Consider the following 23625-nt stretch of genomic DNA (forward strand, 5'->3'; position numbering starts at 1 on the left):
CCCCCTTGTTAATGTCCGCCGTTCCCGCCGGCCTGGCGGCGCATCCAGGCGGCATACGGCGAGTCCGCCCCGGCGTCCGGCCGCTGTGCGACCATCCGGAGCTGTCGCGCCTCCGCAGGCAGGGCGATCTGCTTATACAGCCAGCTCGTGCCCAGCCCGGCCCCCTCGGCTTCCGCCTGCCCGTACGCGTGATAGATGACGGGCAGCTTGGCCAGATAGGCCGCGCTCAGGCACATCGGGCACGGCTGGCCGCTGGCGTACAGCACGCATTCGGACAGATCGGGGGTGCCGAGCTTCCGGCAGGCATCGCGGATGGCGCGCATTTCCGCATGATCGGTGGGGTCATGGCTCGTCAGCACTTCATTCACGGCGGTGGCGATGACCTGGCCTTCACGGACGAGGACCGCCCCGAACGGCTTGCCTCCCCGGCGGACCGTATGCTCATAGGCGAGGCGGACGGCCTGATCCATGAACGCCTGGTGATTCATCGCCTGCCGCTCTTGGCTGTCCGGGCCGATCATAGCGACCCCGCCACGATCCGGCCCTCATGCAGCACGGCTTGCCGAATGCTCTTGCGGGCCACCGCTTCGGCGGAGCAGCTCGCTTGCACGAGCACGCCGCCGGCCGGAAGGCCCGGCGCCGGCCAGACTTGCTGCCCGTCCAGACTCAGCGGGGTAATTCCGCCGGTAATGAATCCGAGTGCCTGAGACAGCCCCAGCTCATCCGAATACCCGTACAGCTCCGCGAGCCGTCCCGCCTTCTCCAGCATGTCGCCCGTCCCGAACGGCGACCAATGATCGGTCAGGCTGTCCGTGCCGAGCCCGACAGGCACGCCCCGTTCCTTCATCATGGGCAGGGGCATGACGCGCCGCCCGATCGGCACGGTCGAATGGACCGCGATGCCGAGCGCGGCGAACCGGTCGGCGAGCTCGGCGGCTTGTTCCGCAGAGGCGCTGGCGAAGGCGAAGGAATGGCTCACGGCGACGCGGCCCTGCCAGCCGGCATCCTCGGTCAGATCCGCCAGATGATGCAGGGTGGCCAAGCCGGGTTCCCCGCCGTCGTGAACATGGATATCGATGCCCGTATTCGTCTCGACGGCAATGTCCATCAGCGTAGCGAGCGATTCCTTCCTATTGCCGTCCACCGAATGCGGATCGACCGAGCCGATGAGGCCTGCGCCGCTCCGAGCCGCCTGCCGGAGCAGCCCGGCCGCGTTGGAGCGGAGCAGCCCGTGCTGGGTGAAGGCGACGATCTCATACGTAAGCATGCCGCGGTAAGCTTCCAGCACCTCCAGACACTTCTCCAGATTATGAAGCTCGGAGACCGGATCGATATTGACGTGAGCCCGGATATGAGTGGAGCCGTTGCGCAGAATCAGATCAAGAATTTGCGCTGCTCGTTCTCTGACGTAGGGAGCTTGCTCCACGAGCAGGCGGCGCTCCTCCTCGATTCGCTCGAAGATGCTCGAGACCGGGCGCACCGCTTTCCATGGCCCGCCGTAATAGGTTTTGTCCAGATGGATATGCATCTCGCGGAAGGGCGGCAGCAGGAGCAGCCCCTGCGCGTCGATCCGGGGGAGCGGGTCGGCCGGAAGAGAGGCCGCAGGACGAATCTCCTCCATCATCCCGTCCTTGACGCGGATATGGAACAGCGATGTCGAGGTGCCCGTAATGCGCCCATCTTCCTTCGTGTAGCCGGTCTCTAACCGGACATGCGTCAGCCAGTATTCGCTATACATGTGATTCATTCCCTTCCCGGTGATAGTATTGGTGTAAACGCAGAACCGAAGTTCGGCTGCGCAGGACCGTCATCGTGACGGCCGCTCAGTCTCGCCGGCCCGGGCGATCGCTTCGGCAAGAAGCTTCTCGATCTCGCGATAGCCCCGCTCCGCGGCATGCTCCAATGGAGTTACGCCATCCTTATCCGCTATGAGGGGATCGGCTCCGTGATCGAGCAGCAGCTTGACGATGCGCTGGTGGACGGTGCCGCCGTCGCTCAGAATAATGGCTTCGAGCAGCGCGGTCCAGCCCAGGTTATTGATATGATTCACCTCGATATCCGAATGGGTCAGCAGTTCTTCAACGACAGCGATATGGCCGCGTTCGGCTGCCGGAATGAGCGCGGTGCCGCCGAACCGGTTCGTCAGGCGGGTGTCGGCGCCCGCCTCCAGCAGAAGGCGGACAATGTCGAACAGCCCTTCCGCGCCTGCATGCAGAAGCGGGTTGTCACGGCGCTGATCCTGCTTGTTCACGTCGGCTCCCTGTTCAATCAGCGCGCGGACCGTGCGTGCATGCCGCCCGTGCACGGCAGCAAGAATCGCGGTCCGGCCGGAAGCGTCCGTGGCATTGATGTCCGCCCCTTCCCGGAGGAGCGCAATGACGGTATCCGTCTGCCCGCGCCCGGCCGCTTCAATCAATCGGTTGTTCATCGAGATCACCCTCCTGTCGGGATAGTAGACGGCTGGCGCATTCTCCGGTGTGGAAGCGTCCAGCCGTCCGTCAAGTCAGTCCAACTCCAAGATGCCGGGGCAATGGGGCGCAGGCCCCGCAGCCTCGAAGATCGTGTTGATGCCATCGTATCACTGGTCGGACTATATGAAAAATATATATTTGATTCCTTTTCGATATGTTTTCCATATATATAGGGTGCGCAAATCGAGCTTACACAACCCAAAGAGAGGAGCCGCCATGAAGGCAGCTCCTCTGATCTTCCTTATCTCAGCCGGCGTTCCTTCCGGATACCGGCATCTCTTCATCATCTAGCGGTCATTCCGCTGCCGGGCACGGGCCTCTCCGCCCTTGCGCCCCGCTTCCTCGCGGCTCATCTTGCCGTCATTGCCGTATGAGCGGTTAGTTCCATTATCATCGCTATCCGAATGGCCGCGGGCTTCGCCGCCCTTCTGGCCGATCTCCTGATAGAACTCCTTGTCGTGAGTACGGGAGGTCGCTTCGCCGCCTTTGCGCCCGATTTCCTGATAGAACTCTTTGTCATGGGAGCGGGAGGTCGCTTCGCCGCCCTTTTGCCCAATCTCCTGATAGAAATCCTTGCCATGACTTTGGGATGTTGCCTCTCCACCTAACCGTCCTGCTTCTTCACGGCTCATGTTGTTTTTTGCCATTCTGAATCACTCCTTTTAGGTTTTTGAGTTGCGGGTGAAGCTATTATTGTTTTACCCGCCTGCCCGATTATGAAACAAAAGGAATATCGACCAATAAAAAGAAAAACCAAATCTCCTTCTAGGGAGATTCGGCGAGGTAGTCTATATATAACGCCCGGATCGAAAGGTGAATCAGGAATGAGCCTGCGGTTCCTTACCGTTCGAGATGCTTCGAAAGCACTGGCAGATGGTCGTCATAGAACGGATTCTCCGGAAACTTAGCGAGCAAGAGAAAGATCAAGTGCAAACGTGAATACAAAAAGGGCTGCCCGGAGAATGGGGAGGCTTCTATGTGCAGGCGCCGAAGCAGAAGGGCAACGTCAAGCAACAGCCCGGATCGGCTCATGTCTTCTTTGTCAAATCCCTGATCACAATTATGGCGACGACGAAAAATGAACACGCTAAAACGATATCTTTAAACCGTTCATTCCCAGAGAAAACGGAAATGAAAAAATTAATCCCTAAAATGAAGACAAGTAAAATTGGAATTCTCGTTACATGTTGTTTATTCCTGTGCTTTTTCCTTAAGGCAAGTATAAGAATGCAGAGATAAAGAATGATACTGGAAAAAGCAATCTCCTTAATGATTTGATCGCTGCCGATAACATGGAGAAAAAGAGTAGCTCCTGCCATGATGGAAAGCACAATAAAAGGTGTTGCCGCTCTTCTCAAAGAATCCACTCCTCTCCTTTTTTAGAAAATCAAAACACTATAACTGTATTACACCTGCATTGCTTGCGCAAATAGAAGCTGGTCGTTATTTTAACGATACTTCAATCCGCGAGCCTTCAACGCGCTCTTTTCAAGTTAAGGTTTCTCATGTGAAATTATAATTTTCAACTCGATCTTGCGGTCTCATTCCATGTTGCAAAAGAAGCACGCATACCGGATAATGAAGTGATAAGATGATGAGGATGCACATCAGGGATTGAGGTTGAATCAGATGAGCAATGACCACACACGAGCCGAGCGCGTCCGCATTGCCATAGAGAGCCGGCAGGATGGCGAGGTTACCGTTCTCAATGCGGATGGCGAGCTGTACCGGAAAGGAAGCAGCTTCTATCTGCTGTACAAGGAATCGGCTTCCGACATGGAACATCCGGCGGGGTCCGGGGCATCCGTACAGGCCGGGGGAGACCCGCTGGCGACGTCTGTCACCTTCAAGGCCGGCGAGCATGGCGGCAAGCTGATGCGCCGGGGCGGCGTGAACTCGGAGCTGTCCTTCGTCAAGGACGGGCGGGGCATTGGCTATTATCAGGTAAGCGGCATGCGGTTCTCCGTCGTTACGGAGACATCGGACTGGAAGCCGCCCGTATACGAGAAGGATGAAGCCGGAAGGCTGCGCGCCTGGACGGCGTCATGGTCCTATACGCTATATATGGAAGAAGAGCGGGCCGGTTATTTTCAACTACAGATACGGGCAGAAGCCCGCTGAACCATTAGGAGGAGCAGGTTACATGAGCATGAGTGTAATGGAAAAAGTGAACGAGTCTGTCAAAGCGGCGATTGAACAAGCGGTCGTCAAGGCCGGGCTGGCGCAGCAATCGGAGCTTCCGGCCTTCGTCATCGAGGTGCCGAAGGACAAGTCGCACGGCGATCTGGCGACGAATGCGGCCATGCAGCTGACCCGCATCGCCAAGCGCAATCCGCGCCAGATCGCGGAGGCTATCGTGGAGCATCTGGATCTGGCGGCGGCTTCGATTCAGAGCGCGGAGATTGCGGGTCCGGGCTTCATCAACTTCCGGATGGACCGGTCCTATCTCTATGATGTCATCCGCGAAGTCAGCGGGCAGGGCGATGATTACGGGCGGATCGGCATCGGTGCCGGACAGCGCATCCAAGTGGAATTCGTCAGCGCCAATCCGACGGGGAGCCTTCACCTGGGCCATGCCCGCGGAGCGGCCGTCGGCGACGCGCTCTGCAATCTGCTGGATTTCGCCGGCTATGAGATGACGCGCGAGTATTATATTAATGATGCGGGCAATCAGGTCAATAATCTGGCGAAGTCGATCGAATGCCGGTACAAGCAGGCGCTCGGACAGGAAGCGGAGATGCCGGAGGACGGCTATTACGGGGAAGATATCAAGGGATTCGCGCAGGAACTTGCCGAGAAGGAAGGCGATCGGCTGCTGAACCTGCCGGATGAAGAGCGGCTGGCATTCTTCCGCAGCTATGGCCTGGAGAAGGAACTGGACAAGATCAAGCGCGATCTGGGCCGTTTCGGCGTGCCTTTCGACGTCTGGTTCAGCGAGACCTCGCTGTATGAGAACGGGGAAGTAATCAAGGCGCTGGATGCATTGAAGGCGCGCGGCAAGGTGTACGAGCATGAAGGCGCGACATGGCTGCGCACGACCGAATTCGGCGACGACAAAGATCGCGTGCTGATCAAAAACGACGGCTCCTACACGTATCTGACGCCGGATGTGGCCTATCATATGGATAAATATAATCGGGGCTATGATAAGATCATCAACATTTGGGGAGCGGACCACCACGGTTATATTCCGCGGATGAAGGCCGCCATGGAGGCGCTCGGCAATGATCCGGACAAGCTTATCGTGCTGATCGCCCAGATGGTGAGCCTCTATCAGGACGGCGAGAAGGTGAAGATGTCCAAGCGGACGGGCAAGGCCGTCACGATGCAGGATCTGATGGACGAGGTCGGCGTCGACGCCATCCGCTATTTCTTCACGATGCGCTCCATGGATTCGCATCTTGATTTCGATATGGATCTGGCGATCTCGACCTCCAATGAGAATCCGGTCTACTATGTGCAATATGCGCACGCGCGGATTTGCAGCATCTTCCGGCAGGCGGAGGAGCAGGGAATCGCGCGGAAGCCGCTGGCGGACATTCAGCTGGCGAAGCTGGCCGCGGAGCATGAGTACGACCTGCTTCGCAAGATGGGCGAGTTGCCGGAAGAGATCGCGGTCGCCGCGCGCGATTATGCGCCGCACCGCCTCATACGCTATGTCTATGAATTGGCGTCTCTCTTCCACAGCTACTACAAGGCCGAGCGCGTCATTACCGAGGACGCGGAGCAGACGCAGGCGCGCCTGGCCTTGCTGGGCGCAGTGCGCACCGTGCTGGCCAATGTGCTCCGTCTCGTCGGCGTATCCGCACCGGAACGGATGTAAGAGACAATCATACAAGGCTATTAAGCCGGTTCCCGCTTTTCGGGGCCGGCTTTATGCTTGCCTGGAAGGATGTTTCTCCGTCGTCTGTTGCCGGTTCTCAGGTATAATAGAAGCACAATCATCATAAGAGAAGGTGAGGCCTATGGTTCACCTGCTTCCGTTAATGCTGGAGCGGGTCGGTATATTGCTCATTATCGCGTTTGTGCTGTCGCGGATGAAGTCATTCCGGCAGATTATCCAGAACGAGCACGGCATTGCCGAGAAGCTGATGCTGATCGTCGTCTTCGGCGCATTCGGGATTGTAAGCAATTACACCGCCGTCCAGATTCATGACAACCTTATCTCGACCCAGGCGTGGAACGCCGGCGTCGATAGCGGCAGCGCGCTCGCCAACACGCGCATTATGGGCGTGGCCATCGGCGGGCTGCTTGGCGGGCCTCTCGTCGGGACAGGCGTCGGCCTGATCGCGGGCATTCATCGGCTGGCGCTCGGCGGCTACACCGCCTTCGCGTGCGGCATCTCGACGATACTCGCCGGGATGGTCACCGGCCTGATCGGTAAGCGCTTCCGCGTCCAGAACCGGTACGCCGCCTGGCATGCAGCCCTTATCGGCATATTGATGGAGGCCGCGCAGATGGGCATCATATTGCTGGCGGCCGAGCCCTGGGTCCATGCGCTGGAGCTGGTCAAAATGATCAGCGTGCCCATGATTGTCGTGAACGGCTTCGGCACGCTGCTCTTCATGCTGATTATCCAGTCGATATTCCAGGAGGAGGAGCGGACTCGCGCCCTGCAGACCCATCAGGCGCTCTACATCGCGGATCAGACGCTGCCTTATTTCCGCCAGGGCCTGAATGCCCATTCCTGCCGGGAGGCGGCCCTTATTATCTTGAAGGAGACCAATGCCGACGCCATCTCGATTACGAATGAGCATCAGATCCTGGCCCATGTCGGGGCCGGCTCCGATCATCATGTGCCGCTTCAGCCGATATCGACCCAACTGACGCAGACGGTGCTGAAGGAAGGGCGGATCCATATGGCGAGATCGCGGGAGGAGATCCACTGCCTCAATCCGGATTGCGTCCTGCAGGCTGCACTCGTGCTGCCGCTCCAGGCGCATCACCGGACCGTGGGCACCTTGAAGCTGTATTTCGCCCGCTCCTCGCAGCTCGATCAGGTGGAGCAGGAGCTGGGGGAAGGGCTGAGCAAGCTCTTTTCCACCCAATTGGAGCTGGCCGAGGCGGAGCTGCAGAGCAAGCTGCTTCGCGATGCGGAGATCAAGGCGCTCCAGGCCCAGATTCATCCGCACTTCCTCTTTAATGCCTTCAACACGATCTCGGTGCTGTGCCGGACCGATCCGGAGAAGGCCCGCGATCTGCTGCAGCAGCTCAGCATCTTTTTCCGCAGCAATCTGCAGGGCGCGCGGACGATGCTCATCCCGCTTCACAAAGAGTTGGAGCATGTGGAAGCGTATTTGTCCCTGGAGCAGGCCCGCTTCCCGGATAAGTATACCGTCTCGACCGATATCGATCCGGAGCTGGAGGATGTGCTCGTGCCGCCGTTCACGCTCCAGCCTCTCGTCGAGAACGCCGTGCGTCATGCTTTCCCCCGCGGCGCGGCTCCGCCCTGCGGGAGCGTGATCCTGCAAGCGTACCGGGAAGGCGACCGGATGATTCTGCTGACCCGGGACAACGGCCAAGGGATAGCGAAGGAGATCCAGGGAGCGCTTGGCAATCAGGCCGTCGATTCGGCGGAAGGCACCGGAACGGCGCTGTACAATATCCGGCAGCGGATGTCCGAGATATACGGGAAGCAGGCGTCTTTCCGGATAGACAGCGCGCCTGGGCAGGGGACGACCGTGATGATCGCCGTGCCGATTCAGTTCCATGAATGGAGGGGAGCGTCATGCTGAAGGCCTTTGTCGTCGATGACGAGCCGTTAGCAAGAGATGAGCTGATTTATTTGCTGAGAAGGACAAGACAGGTGGAGGTCGTCGGCGAAGCCGACGCGGCGGAGGACGCCTTGGCGGGGGTCGCTGCGGCGCAGCCGGATGTGGTCTTCCTCGATATTGAGCTGCAGGAGGAGAGCGGCCTCGATATTGCGTGCCGGCTCCGGGAGCTGGAGACGCCGCCCGATGTCGTGTTCGCTACGGCATATGATGAATTTGCGCTGAAGGCGTTCGAGCTGAACGCCGCCGACTATATATTGAAGCCGTTCGACGAGCAGCGGGTGCAGCAGACCATCCGCAAGCTGCTTCGCCTGCGCGAACGGGAGGCCTATCCGGCTTCGGCAGCCTCCGCCCCCCGGGGCGGGCCGGGGGAGCGGGAGCGGCAGGAGCGTCTCGCCATCACGGTTGACGAGCGGATTATCGTGCTGCATGTCAACGATATCGTCTATCTCGGGTTCGAAGACGGGAAGACGGTCATCGCGACGACGGAGCGGAAATACAAGGTCGGCGAATCGCTGACCCAATTGGAGCGGAAGCTGAATCATCCTTCCATCGTCCGCGTCCACCGGGCGTTCCTCGTCCACCTGGATCGCATCGTGGAGATTCAGCCGTGGTTCCATTCGACCTGCCATCTTCGGATGCAGGACGGATCCCGAATTCCAGTCAGCCGCACCTATATGAAGGAACTGAAGCAGCTGCTCGGGATGACATGAGGCCTGAATCTGCCGATGCCGGATCGGGTTGTCCCGATGGCGGTGGCGGCGGGTTCGGACCCGGGGTGCAATCGCTTGCATTTCGAGGGGGCCTTTTTGCAGTTGAGTCGGCATCTATCGCATTCTGTCATGAAAACGAAGCAGGCAAGCTTTCATATTGTATGATGACTCCAAAACGATTGCAGGGAGTGGTACACATGAATGCGGTAACGATTGTAATCGGATCGATATGCATCCTGATGATCGCGTACCGGCTGTACGGAACGTTCATGGCGGCCAAAGTGCTGAAGCTGGACGATTCCAAGCCGACCCCGGCCCATGAACTGAATGACGGCAAAGATTATGTCCCTACCAACAAATGGGTCACCTTCGGGCACCATTTTGCCGCGATCGCGGCGGCCGGGCCGCTCGTCGGCCCGATATTAGCGGCGCAGTTCGGTTATTTGCCCGGCCTGCTGTGGCTTCTCATCGGCGCAGTCATCGGCGGGGCGGTGCATGATGCGGTCGTCTTGTTCGCTTCCATGCGCAAGCAAGGGAAGTCGCTATCCGAGGTCGCGAAGGACGAGCTCGGTCCGGTAGCCGGCTTCTGCACCGGCCTGGCGATGCTCTTCATCATTACCATCACGATGGCCGGGCTCTCGATGGTCGTGCTTCACGCATTGGATCATAACCCATGGGGCACCTTCGCCGTCGGGATTACGATTCCGATCGCGATGGGCGTCGGCTTGTTCTATAAGAAGACGGGGAATCTGAAGCTTGCGTCCACCATCGGCTTCATTCTGCTCATGGCCGGCGTATTTCTTGGACCCCAGATCCAAGGAACCGTCCTTGGCGACTGGCTGACGCTGGATACGAAGACGCTGGCCATCCTGCTGCCTGTCTACGCGTTCTTCGCGGCGGCCCTGCCCGTCTGGCTGCTCCTGGCGCCGCGGGACTACTTGAGCAGCTTCATGAAAATCGGCGTCTTCATCGCGCTTATCGTCGGCGTCTTCATTATCAACCCGGCGATCCCGTTCCCGGCCTTCACGGAATTCGTGAACGGAGGCGGCCCGATACTGGCCGGCCCGGTCTGGCCGTTCATCTCGATCACCATCGCCTGCGGGGCCATATCCGGCTTCCATGCCTTCGTCGGATCGGGCACGACGCCGAAGATGATTAACCGCTGGAGCGACATCAAGGTCGTCGGCTTCGGGGCGATGCTTGTCGAATCGCTGGTAGGAATTATGGCGCTTATTGCGGCAGCGGCGCTCCAGCCGGCCGATTATTTCGCGATTAATTCGGCGCCGGAAGTATTCAAGACACTCGGAATGTCTACCGTGCATCTGCCGGAGCTGGCGCAGCAGATCGGCCTCGATCTCGAAGGGCGGACCGGCGGAGCCGTCACCTTGGCCGTCGGCATGACGTACATTTTCACCAAAATTCCGTGGTTCAGCCACTTATCGTCCTACTTTTTCCAGTTCGTGATCATGTTCGAGGCGGTCTTCATTCTGACGGCGATTGACGCCGGCACGCGGGTGGCCCGCTATCTGATTCAAGATTTCTTCGGCGACATCTACAAGCCGCTGAAGCAGGTCGATTGGGTGCCCGGCTCCATCTTCGCCAGCGCCTTGGCCTGTCTGATGTGGGGATATCTGCTGTACTCGGGCGATATCGGCTCCGTCTGGGCGCTCTTCGGCGTCTCGAATCAGCTGATGGCATCGATTGGGCTCATCATCGGCGCGACGGTCATTCTGAACATCGCGGATAAGCGGAGATACATGCTGACCTGTCTCATTCCGCTCGCTTACTTGTTCGTCACGGTTAACTATGCCGGTTACTGGATGGTCAAGAACGTGTATCTGAACCCGTCCGCTTCCGGGTACAGCGTATTGAACGCCGTGCTGTCCATCATTATGCTGGTGCTCGGCATCGTCATCATGGTATCCGCCATCAAGAAGTGGATCGAACTGTGGAACGGGCCGCGGGCGAAGCTCGAACCGATTAGCGTCACATAAACGGTTCAGGATCGCTGGTCCGGCAGGGGCTTCATCGAGCGGGCAGTAAATCGGGAAGAATAGTTTGACAAGATTGGCAATCAAAGCTAAAGTAAGACGTGACAATGAACTTTATACGAAATCCGCTGGGGGAGCCGCGCAAGGCGGCTGAGACAAGAGACGCTTGGACCCTTTGAACCTGATCCGGTTAATACCGGCGTAGGGAAGTGGAGACGGCCTTCACAGGTTCGAGTTAAAGCTCTGTTTTCAAGATGACTTGACGAAGCCGCTCCATTTCGGGGCGGCTTTTTCGTATGGCTGCGCCGGGCGCCCTTCAGTTGGATTTCATCGAAAATGAGGCGGAGGTGCTGAGTATGGCCTGTTTTACCGAAGAACTCCGGCGTACGGCGGATCCGATTTTTGCGGCGATTTTTGCCCACCCGTTCGTTCGGGGCATTGCGGAAGGGACGTTGGCGAAGGAACAGCTCATTCACTATGTCAAGCAGGATTTTGAATACTTGAACGCTTTTATCCGGGTATACGGGATTGCGATCTCCAAATGCGACCACCGCGCCGCGATGGCTCTATTTAACGAGCAAATCTCGTTTATTCTGGACAGCGAGACGCACCCGCATCAAAATTTTTGCGACGTCGCCGGGGTGACGTACGAAGAATTGCAAGGCTTCCCTCTGGCCCCGTCGGCGAATCACTATGTCAACCATATGCTGACGGTTGCCCATGGAGGAACGCGGGAAGATATCGTGGCGGCACTGCTGCCCTGCCCTTGGACGTATACCGAGATCGGCCGCAGGCTGCTCGAGGAAGTGAAGCCGGATTCGTCCCATCCGTTCTATGATTGGATGCATTTTTATGGAGATCGGGAGAGCGGGATAACGATGCAGCTTCGCGGACTGCTTGATGGATGGGCGGAGTCATTGTCCGCCGCCCGGAAGCGGCAGCTGGAGGAGCATTTTCTGACCAGCTGCCGGCTGGAATATCTGTTCTGGGACATGGCCTATAGGCTGGAGGACTGGCCGGCGCCTGTCACGGAAGCGGAAGCGGTGCGGGCGTGAATCCAAGGGGGCAGCCGCTCCCCATATCATCAAGAGGCATCAAGGGACGGCGCTCCCTCGTCTATAATATGACGAATACGGTCGTCACCAAGCAAAGGAAGTGAATTCAGGTCATCGCCGTGGTGGAACGCCGAATTCCTGCTATAATCAGGCTGTTGAGAAAGAAGTTTTGAACAGGAAAATGGACATTTCTACCGGACGAAAACTGTACCATTTCCCTGGACACGCCCATCCGGCAGGCGAAATCCGCAAAACTCCACGATTTCTCTAGACACGCCGATTCGGTAAGCGAAATCCTGCAGAAATACAGCAATTCGATATGGACGACTTTTCCAGAAACGGAATCCTGCAAAATTACAGGAATTTCACCCGTTTCGCTTCGGCTTGAAGCAAAAGGGCCTAAAATGATGCAGATTTGCAGCAATTCCTCGGGATGTGGACTCATTAAGCCGAAATTCCTGTAAAATAGCAGCAATTTCCTCCGCACGTCCAAGCCCCAGGAGGCAACGATGCTTCCAGCAGGCCGGATAATGCTTCCAGCAGGCCGATAATGCTTCCTGAAGGCGATGATGTCCCCAGCATCCGACGCGGTCGGTTGGATCCCGTAAAATCAGGCCATTGAGTAGTCTATGGGACTTTTCACCTGTGATGTGGATCTCTTCTCCCGGTAGAAAAAAATCGATTTAAAACGCTCTAAGAGCCAAAGTTTGGATGAGGAAAATGGACCTTCTCCACCCCTTCACAAAAAACAGGGGTTTTCCAACCGCCTGTATAATGCAGGATTCTGCCTCGGATCGGGGCCTGTTTGAGCATCATTCCTGCAAATGTACATCATTTTCCCGACAAAATTCGGGTTTGAGCAGAAATTCCCCGGTGATTGTTGTATATTTGCCGGATTTTCTTTTGCAAGACGCGGCAACGGGGGACAAAGCTGCAGTTTTGCATCATTGTATGGAGATCCGAGCCTGTGACCCGGTTCCGAGGAACGCTGCGGCATTCCCGCAGAGCGGAAGTCCAGTGCTCAGCAGAGCAGAGGCCCGGCATTGCGCAGAGCGGAAGTCCAACGTTCCACAGCCTCGGACGTTACTGCCTCGCCGGAACGGGAATAGCCCTCCTGGGGCCCGTTCGCGGGGAGCGCGGATCGGGCGGCGCACTTGGCCGTCCATCATTCCGGTGGGGACGATTCATGCGCACAGCCCATTCCCAGCCGCTTCCGGCCCGCGCCGGGATACGCCCCGGCGACCGCTACAGCCGCTCGGCTTCCTTCAGCAGCCGCATCACATCTACCTCGCCCGGCGGCTTGGCTTGGAGGTTGCGGGTCTTGCGCCCGCGAACCGGGTTCGCTGTCCGCCGGAGCAGGGCCTTGATCTCGCCCGGCTTCAAGCGCGGCCGCATGGCAAGCAGAAGCGCGATCGCGCCGCTGATATGCGAGGTGGCCATCGAGGTGCCGCTCATCTCGTGATACTTCCCCTTAATCCAGGAGGAGACGATCTTCTCCCCGGGGGCGTAAATATCGACGAATTGCCCCCGGTTGCTGAACGGCGCAATCCGCCGCATGCGATCGGTCGCTCCGACCGAGATCGTCTGGGGATAGCGGGCCGGGTAGTCGATGGATTTGCGCTTCGCGTCGTTCCCGGATGAAGCGACGACGGTGACCCCGGATTGATAGGCCTGGGTCACCGCTTGCAGCAGCGACTTGCTGCGGGATTTCATGCCGAAGCTCATATTAATGATGTGCATCCCGTTGCGGACGCACCATTCAATACCATTGATAATATCAGACACATAAGCGGCCCCATTCTCATCAAATGATTTCACGGGATGGATTAAGGCGCGGGGAGCCACGCCGATAATGCCGTACATTTGATTGGCCGCAGCTATCGTGCCCGCAATATGGGTCCCATGACCGTTGTCATCATACGGCGGCATGCCGCGGTGAACGAAGTTGACTCCCCGCATCAGCGACTGGCGGAGATCGGGATGGCGGTAATCGGCCCCGGTGTCGATTACGCCAATGTGCACGCGGTGGCCTGTGGTCATTCCCCATGCCTGCGGAGCCTTGATCTGCCGCACGCCCCACGGAATCCCCCGTTCCCAGGAGACCGGCCTGTGGGAAGCGGCCTGAATCGCGATCAACGCGTCGTCCTCTATCGTGAACTCGTTCGGATACCGTGACAGCAGCTGTGCAACCGATTCGGGAACCGGGCAGCTCCAGGCGCGGATGAGCGGAAGTTCGCGGAGATGCTGGAGCTCCAGCCGATCCCGGCGAAGCGTGCGGAGCGCCTCGCTGAATGCGGCGAACCGCTTCGGCCGATGGAAGCGAATCAACTTCTTCGCTGGAGGCCGTTCGCTGAAGGACATATCTTGAAGCAACCTGTGCAATAAGGCCGTCATATCCAATGTCGAGTCCCTCCCGACAATTCCTTGTGGGGTATCGTATGCCAAGGGGAGGAGGGTGGACTGGGGTAGCTGCCTTTTTTGCGAAAGTTAGGCCTTCTCCCGTGTCAAAAGGCGGCTGCGGACATAGGATGAAGAAGAGCCGGCGAAGGGCTTTGCACACGGTAGACGAGGTGTAAACCTCTCTGTGGTGCGGATACAGTCGAACGCGAAGGGATGCCCTTCGCGTTTCTTTTTTCTCTCAATGGAAGCGAAGGGAGACAGACATGTGGCATTTTTTTGTCCGCGCCGCGAAAACTTGCTTTTTCATGGAAAATCGGTTTTACTTAGGTGTGAAACTGGATATGATCGTAGTTATCCGTTTGAACCTTTGAGAGAGGATGTGTCCTTATGAGCACCCCGTTGGAATTGAAGTTGGATCCCGACAAAGTGCAAGAAATGCCGATGGTGGATATTGCTTTCCTCGTCTTGAAAGCAGCCAACACGCCTTTCTACTACCGTGATCTGATGAATGAAGTTGCGAAGCTTCGCGGACTCAGCGAAGAGCAAATTAATGATGTCATTGCACAGTTATATACGGAAATCAACATTGATGGCCGCTTCGCGTGCGTAGGGAACAATCTCTGGGGCTTGAAGCGCTGGTATCCTGTCGATCGCTCGGAAGAGTCGATGGGCACGAAGCGTCCTCGCATCATTAACGACGACGACGATGATCTGGAAGATGACGATATGTTCGTCGAAGAGGATGACAGCTACAACAATGAGGAAGACTTCGACTTCGTGGACGAAGACGGCGAAGACGAGGAAGACATGTATGTGGATGAAGAAGAGGATGCGGAAGTAGAAGAGGAAGTCATTATCGATGATGAAGAGATCGATGAAGACAATCCTGACGATGAGGAAGAGCCGGATATGGACGAGGATGCCGATCGGTAATCGTAATCCGAGCCAGCGGCTGTGACGGACCGTTTGCTTATGTTTCCCGGGCGATCTCCTCCGAGGCGCTTCGGCGGGAAGATAAGCAAACGGTTTTTGATGTGGACCGGAGCCGGGCCGCTGCCCCTGGAATGGGCGGAAATCCCCTCCTTGCGCTGGGGGAATCTGGATCGTGGCGAGGCCCCGATCAATTGGCTGGAAAATCCGCAAACGTTCCCTTGACACGGCATGTCCTACAGAGTAAACTAGCATATGGGCTTTTGATTTGTTTGTAATTGAATAGGTTGATTGACGCTAAAAGATGAAAGTGCCCCGTGACACTACGGGAGTCACTTTTTTATTTTTTATTGACATTTTTTCATCAATTTTTCTCGTGCAATTGGGTTACGATAATATCAGGCACCATGTGATTTCTTCGAACCCTGACTCAAGAGTCAAAGCCTCCCGAGAACATGTCTTGTATGCATTTGATCATAGGAGGGTTTCACCAGTGGCAAAGTATATTTTTGTGACGGGCGGCGTTGTATCTTCTCTAGGCAAAGGGATCACGGCAGCGTCCCTGGGAAGATTGCTGAAGAATCGGGGGCTGAAGGTTACAATCCAAAAGTTCGACCCCTATATTAACGTAGATCCGGGCACGATGAGCCCGTATCAGCACGGCGAAGTGTTCGTCACCGATGACGGAGCAGAGACCGACCTCGATCTCGGACACTACGAGCGATTCATCGACATCAATCTGTCGAAGAACAGCAATGTTACGACCGGCAAGGTTTATTCTTCGGTCATCTCCAAAGAACGCCGCGGCGAATATCTGGGCGGCACCGTTCAAGTCATTCCGCATATTACGAACGAGATCAAGGAGCGCGTCTTCCGCGCCGGCAAGGAAGCCGGTTCCGACGTGGTCATCACCGAGATCGGCGGCACGGTCGGCGATATTGAGAGCCTTCCGTTCCTGGAAGCCATTCGCCAGATTAAGAGCGATGTCGGCCGCGACAACGTCATGTACATCCATGTCACTCTGATTCCATACATCAAGGCTGCCGGCGAAGTGAAGACGAAGCCGACCCAGCATAGCGTGAAGGAGCTGCGGAGCATCGGGATTCAGCCGAACATGCTCGTATGCCGGACAGAGCACGCCTTGTCCGAGGACTTGAAGCGCAAGATCGCGCTCTTCTGCGATATTGATGCCAATGCCGTGGTGGAATGCCGCGACGCCTCCACTTTGTATGAAGTGCCGTTGATGCTTCGCGATCAAGGCATGGACGACATTGTCGTCAACCATTTGAAGCTGGAGACGAAGCAGCCGGATATGACCGAATGGATTAAGCTCGTCGATCGCGTGAAGCAGCTCCAGGGACAAGTCGAGATTGCGATTGTGGGCAAATATGTCGCTTTGCACGATGCGTATCTGTCTGTCGTCGAAGCCTTGGCGCACGCGGGATTCGATGCGAATACCGAAGTGAACATCCGCTGGGTGAACGCGGAGGAGATTACCGACGACAATGCGCGGGAGCGCCTCGAGGGCGTGCACGGCATTCTGGTGCCGGGCGGCTTCGGAGACCGCGGCATTGAAGGCAAAGTATCCGCGATCCGCTATGCGCGCGAGCAGAAGATTCCGTTCTTCGGCATCTGCCTCGGCATGCAGGTGGCGGTTATCGAATATGCCCGTTCCGTGCTGGGCATGACGGGAGCGAACAGTTCGGAGATTAATCCATCGACCGATTATCCGGTGATCGACCTGCTGCCTGAACAGAAGGATATCGAGGATCTGGGCGGAACGATGCGTCTGGGACTGTATCCGTGCAAGCTTCAGGAAGATTCGCTTGCGATGGCAAGCTATCAGGACGAGCTGGTGTATGAACGCCACCGTCATCGTTATGAATTCAACAATGAATACCGCGAAGCGATGGAGCGCGCCGGTCTGAAGTTCAGCGGCACATCTCCTGACGGGCGGCTGGTCGAGATCGTGGAACTGGCCGATCATCCATGGTTCCTGGCGGTGCAATTCCATCCGGAATTCACTTCCCGTCCGAACCGCCCGCAGCCGCTATTCCGGGAGTTTGTCCGGGCGGCCGTGGCGCACCGCGGATAATGATCCAGGCGGAAACTCCCATTATGGGGATTTCCGCCTATTTTTTGCGCTTCATAAGGGGAAGTTCATGTTTTTCCGTATTTCAAGCAGGATTTTAATATATCAAGGCGAATAAGTACCATTATTCTTGCTTTGGAAAAAAAAGCATGTTCATACGAGGCGACGCCTGTCTTAGCGGATGCACTCGCTCGTGTTACACGATGGGAGGGGTACCAGTTGGAGAAGAAGAAAGTATTGATAGTCGATGATCAAAACGGTATTCGGGTTCTTCTGATGGAAGTATTCAGCAGTGAAGGATACTCGACCTACCAAGCTTCCAACGGGAAGGTTGCATTGAACATCGTGCGTGAGGAATCTCCGGATATTGTCTTGCTGGACATGAAGATTCCGGGCATGGACGGCTTGGAAATTTTGAAGCAGATTAAGAAGATGGAGCCGCAGATGAAAGTCATTATGATGACAGCCTACGGAGAGCTTGATATGATCAAGGAAGCGACCGATCTCGGGGCGATCATGCATTTTACGAAGCCGTTCGACATTGACGAGATGAGAGTGGCGGTGAACATGACGCTGCAACAGGACCATTCGGCGGCGAACCCGGCGAATATGACGACATGACCCGATAGACGAGGCAATGACATAGGTTTAGACGATGCTGGGCGCTGACACCCGGCTTCTTTGTTTTGTGCGGGCGCAGATGAAGGAAGAAGCGAGGAAATGGCCGTCGGATGGCGGCTCGGAAGCGGCAGGGTTTGTCAAGAGGTTGTTTACTTTTTTACGGTCAAATGTGATATAATAACACCGTACTGGATGTCGGCTAATTACAGAAATACAGACAAAGACAACTTCTTAGGAGGATGGAGACCATGCCATTAGTTTCGATGAACGAATTCCTGCCAAAAGCAAAAGCGGGCAAATTTGCGGTGGGCCAATTCAACATTAACAACCTAGAATTCACTCAAGCGATTACGGAAGCAGCCATGGAAGAGAATGCGCCAATTATTTTCGGTGTATCCGAAGGGGCATTGCGTTACATGGGAATGGAATATACGGTTGCCATGGCCGAAGCGGCTGCGAAGAAATCCGGCTTGCCAATCGCTTTGCATCTTGACCACGGCAGCACATTTGAAGTCGCTATGGCTTGTATCCGTGCAGGATTCTCTTCCGTCATGTTCGACGGATCCCATCATGCATATGAAGACAACATTCGCTTGACCAAGGAAGTCGTTAAAGCGGCTCATGCGATGGGCGTATCCGTCGAGGGCGAATTGGGAACTATCGGCGGGGTCGAAGACGACCTGGAAGTGGATGAAGCATCCGCCCAACTGGCTAAGCCGGAAGAAGCGATCCGTTTCTACGAAGAAACGGGCGTAGACGCGCTGGCGATTGCGGTAGGTACGGCTCACGGCATGTACAATGGCGAGCCAAAACTTCACTACGATATCATTGAAGCAGTAGCTTCCAAAATTCCTGTGCCAGTCGTGCTTCACGGCGGTTCCGGAGTGCCTGACGAATCCATCCGCAAGGCAATCGCGGCAGGCGCAGGCAAAATCAACGTGAACACCGAGAATCAAGTTGCTTGTACGGCTGCGATTCGCGAAGCATTGGCGAAGGATGCCGACATGATCGATCCTCGTAAATATTTGACTCCGGCTCGTAAAGCGATGGTGGAAGTCGTTCGCGCCAAAATTCGCTTGTTCGGCAGCAACAACCAAGCGTAACAAGCGCAATTCCATAGTTAATACTACGTTTACGAATGCGGGAATAGCACCGGTTCGCCGGTGTTCTTCCCTTTTTGCATTATGGGGAGCCGATATAAGGCCGGATGTCGCCGGCTATCGGGGTTGTCAGCAACGCATGGGAGGAACTGGCTTGTCATGGAGAAGTTAATGATTAGCGGCGGTCGGCCGCTTCGAGGCTCCGTTCAGATCAGCGGTGCCAAAAACAGCGCGGTTGCGCTTATTCCTGCAGCAATCCTTGCGGAGACGGAAGTCGTACTGGATAATTTGCCCGAACTGAGCGATGTCGCCACATATATGGAGATCTTGACGGAGCTTGGCGGACAGGTTAGCTGGGAAGGTTCCTGTCTGCGCATCGATCCGTCGCGGATGATTTCGGTACCGATGCACAATGGACCCGTCAAAAAACTGCGGGCCTCCTATTATTTGATGGGCGCGCTTCTGGGCCGGTTCGGCGAAGCGACCATCGGCATGCCGGGCGGCTGCAATTTCGAGCCTCGCCCGATCGATCAGCATATCAAAGGCTTTGAAGCTTTAGGCGCGACGGTGACGAACGATCACGGCTCCGTCCATATTTACGCGCGGGAACTTCGCGGCGCCAAGATCTATTTGGATGTCGTCAGTGTAGGGGCGACTATTAATATTATGCTTGCGGCCTCGCGCGCCAAGGGCACTACGATTATAGAAAATGCGGCCAAAGAGCCTGAAATTATAGATGTTGCCACACTGCTTAATGCGATGGGCGCCCGCATCAAGGGGGCGGGCACGGAGACGATCCGCATTGAAGGCGTGGACAGCCTGCGCGGCTGCACGCACTCGATTATTCCGGACCGCATTCAGGCGGGAACGTATATGATTGCGGCTGCGGCCACTTGCGGCGATATTTTGATTGATAACGTTATTCCTAAACATCTGGAAGCCCTTACGGCGAAGCTGGAGGAAATGGGCGTGCGCGTCATTGAAGGCGATGAGTCGCTTCGCGTGATCGGGCAGCCGGAATACAACAGCATCGATGTGAAGGCGCTTGTATATCCCGGATTTCCGACGGATCTCCAATCCCCGATGACCAGCTTGCTTACGCAAGCCAAGGGGGTCAGCATGCTGACGGATCTCGTGTACAGCAGCCGCTTCAAGCATGTCCCGGAATTGGCCCGCATGGGGGCCAAAATACGGGTGGAAGGGCGAACCGCCGTCATCGAGGGAACACAGCTGAATGCGGCCAAGGTGAGGGCGTCCGATCTGCGTGCCGGGGCTGCGCTCGTTATTGCCGGCTTGACGGTAGAGACCGATGTCACGGAGATTTCAGGAGTCGAATTTATCGACCGCGGGTATGATCATCTCGTGTCCAATTTGCGAAATCTTGGCGCCGATGTATGGCGTCAGGTGGAATAAATCGATTCTGTTGGGGTAAAGATAGGTTAATAATAGATTGATATGGGCACAATCCATACAGAGACATAAGTTCTATTTCTACAGTATATCAACCTATGACGAAGAATTGGCTGCTTCTGGCTCACCATCTTCTCATCTTCATTCCGTCCACGATTTCTTTCCGGTGAAACAGCCCATCAATACCATGACACAGATAAAAGAGCAACTGCTGTATTCCCGCGTTGAATAAAGGGAAATGGACTTATTGATACGACATTGTCCGCATTTCATAACAGAATAGGAGTTGTATTCATGGATTTACAAATTTCCGATTTGGAAACGAAGAAATTGACCGAATTATACAAGCTGGCGAAGGAGTTCCAGATTCCGGGCTATGGTCAATTGAAGAAAAAAGAACTGATTTTCGCGATTTTGCGCGCGCAAGCGGAGCAGGGCGGCTACATGTTCATGGAAGGCGTTCTTGACATTCTGCCGGAAGGCTTCGGCTTCCTTCGGCCGATTAACTATTTGCCGAGTGCGGAAGATATTTATATCTCGCAGTCGCAAATTCGTAGATTCGATCTGAGAACGGGGGATGTCGTCTCAGGCAAGTGCCGCCCTCCAAAAGAGAACGAGCGCTATTTCGGTCTGCTCCAGATTAATGCCGTGAATGGCGAAAATCCAGAAGATGCCGCGCAACGGCTGCACTTTCCTGCATTAACTCCTCTTTACCCGCAGAAGAAGCTGGTGCTCGAAACTTCCCCATCCCGCATTTCAACACGGATTATGGATTTGATAGCTCCTGTCGGCTTGGGACAGCGCGGCTTGATCGTCGCGCCGCCTAAGGCCGGGAAGACGTTGCTCTTAAAAGAAATCGCGAACAGCATCTCGGAGAACAATCCTGAAATTGAGTTGTTCGTGCTGCTGATCGACGAGCGCCCGGAAGAAGTCACCGACATGCAGCGTTCCGTCAAGGGCGAAGTCGTGGCATCCACATTCGATGAAGTGCCGGAAAATCATATCAAGGTGGCCGAGTTGGTGCTTGAGCGGGCCCTTCGCCTTGTGGAGCACAAGAAGGACGTCGTTATCCTGCTGGACAGCATCACCCGGCTGGCGCGGGCCTATAACCTGGTTATTCCCCCATCGGGCCGGACGCTGTCGGGCGGTATCGACCCGGCTTCCTTCCACCGTCCGAAGCGCTTCTTCGGTTCGGCGCGCAATATCGAGGAAGGCGGCAGCCTGACCATTCTGGCGACGGCACTGGTCGAGACCGGGTCGCGCATGGATGATATCATCTACGAGGAATTCAAAGGCACAGGAAACATGGAGCTGCACCTGGATCGCAAATTGGCGGAACGGCGCATTTTCCCGGCGATCGATATCCGACGCTCCGGCACGCGCCGGGAGGAGATGCTGCTGTCGAAGGAAGAGCTCGACAAGCTGTGGATGATCCGGAAAAATATGAACGAAACGCCGGAATTCATCGATCAGTTCCTCAAAAAGCTGCGTGATACGAAGACGAACACGGAATTCCTGGCTACGTTGGACGCGAACGGCAACACGCCGACGCCGACGCGCCGTACCCGGAGCACTTCGGTCAGCTAATAGAGTTCCGGGACCAGCTTCGATGAGACGGACAGAAGCTATGGCTCTTCCCGATACGCTACTTTTTGGTTGCGCTGTTGGGCGGGCCGTGATATAATTCATTATTGTTCTATATAACTCTGGGAACGCAAAGGGCTCAGGGCGGAAAGAAGGTGAATTCGAATGAATGAAGCGATTCAACCAAAATACCACATTACTACGGTAACTTGCGCATGCGGTAATACGTTCGAAACAGGTTCGGTTAAGGAAAACCTGAAAGTAGAGGTGTGCTCGGCTTGCCATCCGTTCTTCACAGGAAAACAGAAGTTTGTTGATGCGGGCGGTCGTGTGGATAAATTTAAGAAGAAATATGGCATGTAATACGTTAAATATAGACTCTCTTGCTGGTGACAGCGGGAGGGTTTATTTTTTTGTGCCGACGCGCCGTTGAGCACAAAATGTCAAAACCGCACCCTATCCGGCCGGATATGATAGAGAAGAGAGCCGGGGTGTCAAAGGAAGGAGGTGTCCGCATGGGGAGAAGAGAGCATGAGCGGTGGATATGCCGCGCGGTGGCCTATATTGAACGGCATCTGACCGATGATGTGAACTTTGATGATGTAGCCCGCCACACGGCAGTGTCCCGATCTCACCTGCATCGGGTATTCCAGAGACAGTTGGGGTACAGTGCCTCTTCCTATTTGCGGGAGCGGCGTCTCGCCCGGGCCGCAGCCGATCTGCTCCGGACGAACAAACGGATTCTGGATATCGCGCTGGAATACCGCTTCGCCGGGCAGGACTCCTTCACGCGCGCGTTCAAGCGCGCCTACGGCATGACGCCGCACCAATACCGGAGCGGCTTCCGGATATTTCATCGAACGGAGGAGGGATCGATGGTGAGTGATGCATTTCATGACGATGCGCAGCCGTCTAACCCGTTGCGGGCTCCGCAGACTGCGCCCCGAGGGTGGATGATTACCGGGCTCTACCCGCATGAATACAAGGCAGGCATCGATCGGGTTCAGGTGCACCGGGGCAAGGCTTCAGGCACGCTGCGTGGAGATGCTTCGGCCAAGCCGGACGGCTTCGGGACGCTGATGCAGATGTTCGATGCAGGACAATATCGAGGACGAAGAATCCGGCTTAATGGTTTTTTGAAATCGGAGCGGGTTATCCAGCATGCAGGGATGTGGGTGCGCGTGGACGGGCCGGACGAGAAGGTGCTTGCCTTCGACAACATGACCACCCGTCCGATACAGGGAACGACCGAATGGGCGTTGTACACGATCGTGCTGGACGTGCCCGAGCAGGCGGAGGCGATTGCCTTCGGGGCGTTGCTGTGCGGACCGGGACAGATCTGGATAGACGGATTGCGCTTCGAGGAGGTCGACGAGACCGTCCCGGTTACCGATATGCTGCCGGAGCTCGGTCAATCCCTGCCTGCCGGCCCGGTCAATCTCGACTTCGAGGCGGATATCCCGGCCCCGGGCAGGAGTGACATCTAA

At 56.3% G+C, this 23625-nt stretch carries 21 protein-coding genes and 1 riboswitch; of the genes, 14 read left to right on the top strand and 7 right to left on the bottom strand.

Annotation, left to right across the window (positions count from 1 at the left end):
- Window positions 1-8: 8 nt before the first annotated feature.
- The 5 genes from L6439_RS28690 to L6439_RS28710 all read right to left on the bottom strand — a co-directional run bounded on the left by L6439_RS28690 (window position 9) and on the right by L6439_RS28710 (window position 3829).
- A complete protein-coding gene (locus tag L6439_RS28690) occupies window positions 9-521 on the bottom strand; it encodes a nucleoside deaminase (protein WP_168181660.1) in 513 nt (170 codons plus the stop codon).
- Complete coding sequence (locus L6439_RS28695; protein ID WP_213471433.1) at window positions 518-1738, bottom strand: amidohydrolase; 1221 nt, start codon at window positions 1736-1738, stop codon at window positions 518-520. The genes L6439_RS28690 and L6439_RS28695 overlap by 4 nt, the downstream gene beginning before the upstream one ends.
- A gap of 69 nt (window positions 1739-1807) precedes the next feature.
- Entirely contained in the window at window positions 1808-2428 is a 621-nt protein-coding gene (locus L6439_RS28700) for an ankyrin repeat domain-containing protein (protein ID WP_213471434.1), read from the bottom strand.
- Between the two features lie 330 nt (window positions 2429-2758).
- Window positions 2759-3118 (bottom strand): KGG domain-containing protein, encoded by a 360-nt coding sequence (locus L6439_RS28705; RefSeq protein ID WP_213471435.1) that lies wholly within the window; start codon window positions 3116-3118, stop codon window positions 2759-2761.
- A 381-nt stretch (window positions 3119-3499) separates the two neighbouring features.
- Window positions 3500-3829, bottom strand: coding sequence for a hypothetical protein (locus L6439_RS28710; RefSeq protein ID WP_213471436.1), 330 nt, complete (start codon window positions 3827-3829; stop codon window positions 3500-3502).
- Window positions 3830-4100: 271 nt separating this feature from the next.
- On the opposite strand from L6439_RS28710, the gene L6439_RS28715 reads away from it, so the two are divergent.
- The 6 genes from L6439_RS28715 to tenA all read left to right on the top strand — a co-directional run bounded on the left by L6439_RS28715 (window position 4101) and on the right by tenA (window position 12001).
- Entirely contained in the window at window positions 4101-4592 is a 492-nt protein-coding gene (locus L6439_RS28715) for a YwiB family protein (protein WP_213471437.1), read from the top strand.
- Between the two features lie 22 nt (window positions 4593-4614).
- Window positions 4615-6294 (top strand): arginine--tRNA ligase, encoded by a 1680-nt coding sequence (gene argS, locus L6439_RS28720; RefSeq protein ID WP_269155967.1) that lies wholly within the window; start codon window positions 4615-4617, stop codon window positions 6292-6294.
- A gap of 142 nt (window positions 6295-6436) precedes the next feature.
- Entirely contained in the window at window positions 6437-8206 is a 1770-nt protein-coding gene (locus tag L6439_RS28725) for a sensor histidine kinase (RefSeq protein WP_168181653.1), read from the top strand.
- The gene (locus L6439_RS28730) at window positions 8200-8955 is read left to right on the top strand and encodes a LytR/AlgR family response regulator transcription factor (protein ID WP_213471438.1); all 756 of its coding nucleotides are present in this window, start codon (window positions 8200-8202) and stop codon (window positions 8953-8955) included. Before L6439_RS28725 ends, L6439_RS28730 begins: the two co-directional genes overlap by 7 nt.
- Before the next feature lie 197 nt (window positions 8956-9152).
- Window positions 9153-10949: a carbon starvation protein CstA gene (gene cstA / locus L6439_RS28735; protein ID WP_213471439.1), complete on the top strand. Its 1797-nt coding sequence runs from the start codon at window positions 9153-9155 to the stop codon at window positions 10947-10949.
- A 117-nt stretch (window positions 10950-11066) separates the two neighbouring features.
- A riboswitch (TPP riboswitch) is annotated at window positions 11067-11171 on the top strand.
- A gap of 131 nt (window positions 11172-11302) precedes the next feature.
- Window positions 11303-12001 carry a thiaminase II gene (tenA, locus tag L6439_RS28740; RefSeq protein WP_213471449.1) on the top strand — a complete coding sequence of 233 codons (699 nt, stop codon included), beginning with the start codon at window positions 11303-11305 and terminating at the stop codon, window positions 11999-12001.
- A 106-nt stretch (window positions 12002-12107) separates the two neighbouring features.
- Here the strand turns inward: tenA and L6439_RS28745 are convergent, their stop codons facing one another.
- Both L6439_RS28745 and L6439_RS28750 read right to left on the bottom strand, forming a co-directional pair.
- Window positions 12108-12446 (bottom strand): hypothetical protein, encoded by a 339-nt coding sequence (locus tag L6439_RS28745; protein ID WP_213471440.1) that lies wholly within the window; start codon window positions 12444-12446, stop codon window positions 12108-12110.
- Between the two features lie 800 nt (window positions 12447-13246).
- On the bottom strand, window positions 13247-14401 hold the full coding sequence (locus L6439_RS28750; RefSeq protein ID WP_213471441.1) for a S8 family peptidase: 1155 nt from the start codon (window positions 14399-14401) through the stop codon (window positions 13247-13249).
- A gap of 387 nt (window positions 14402-14788) precedes the next feature.
- Between L6439_RS28750 and rpoE the strand changes: the two genes are divergently transcribed.
- From rpoE to L6439_RS28790, 8 genes are all read left to right on the top strand, one after another.
- Window positions 14789-15334, top strand: coding sequence for a DNA-directed RNA polymerase subunit delta (gene rpoE / locus L6439_RS28755; RefSeq protein ID WP_168183013.1), 546 nt, complete (start codon window positions 14789-14791; stop codon window positions 15332-15334).
- Between the two features lie 490 nt (window positions 15335-15824).
- Window positions 15825-17426 carry a CTP synthase gene (locus L6439_RS28760; RefSeq protein ID WP_168183012.1) on the top strand — a complete coding sequence of 534 codons (1602 nt, stop codon included), beginning with the start codon at window positions 15825-15827 and terminating at the stop codon, window positions 17424-17426.
- A gap of 216 nt (window positions 17427-17642) precedes the next feature.
- On the top strand, window positions 17643-18044 hold the full coding sequence (locus tag L6439_RS28765) for a response regulator (RefSeq protein WP_168183011.1): 402 nt from the start codon (window positions 17643-17645) through the stop codon (window positions 18042-18044).
- Window positions 18045-18292: 248 nt separating this feature from the next.
- The gene (gene fba / locus L6439_RS28770; RefSeq protein WP_213471442.1) at window positions 18293-19147 is read left to right on the top strand and encodes a class II fructose-1,6-bisphosphate aldolase; all 855 of its coding nucleotides are present in this window, start codon (window positions 18293-18295) and stop codon (window positions 19145-19147) included.
- Between the two features lie 156 nt (window positions 19148-19303).
- Window positions 19304-20557 carry a UDP-N-acetylglucosamine 1-carboxyvinyltransferase gene (locus L6439_RS28775; RefSeq protein WP_168183009.1) on the top strand — a complete coding sequence of 418 codons (1254 nt, stop codon included), beginning with the start codon at window positions 19304-19306 and terminating at the stop codon, window positions 20555-20557.
- Window positions 20558-20848: 291 nt separating this feature from the next.
- On the top strand, window positions 20849-22141 hold the full coding sequence (gene rho, locus L6439_RS28780; RefSeq protein ID WP_168183008.1) for a transcription termination factor Rho: 1293 nt from the start codon (window positions 20849-20851) through the stop codon (window positions 22139-22141).
- A gap of 162 nt (window positions 22142-22303) precedes the next feature.
- Entirely contained in the window at window positions 22304-22501 is a 198-nt protein-coding gene (gene rpmE, locus L6439_RS28785) for a 50S ribosomal protein L31 (RefSeq protein WP_168183007.1), read from the top strand.
- A 152-nt stretch (window positions 22502-22653) separates the two neighbouring features.
- Window positions 22654-23625: a helix-turn-helix transcriptional regulator gene (locus tag L6439_RS28790; protein ID WP_213471443.1), complete on the top strand. Its 972-nt coding sequence runs from the start codon at window positions 22654-22656 to the stop codon at window positions 23623-23625.

The sequence above is a fragment of the Paenibacillus dendritiformis genome, assembly GCF_021654795.1.
Classification (GTDB): Bacteria; Bacillota; Bacilli; order Paenibacillales; family Paenibacillaceae; genus Paenibacillus_B.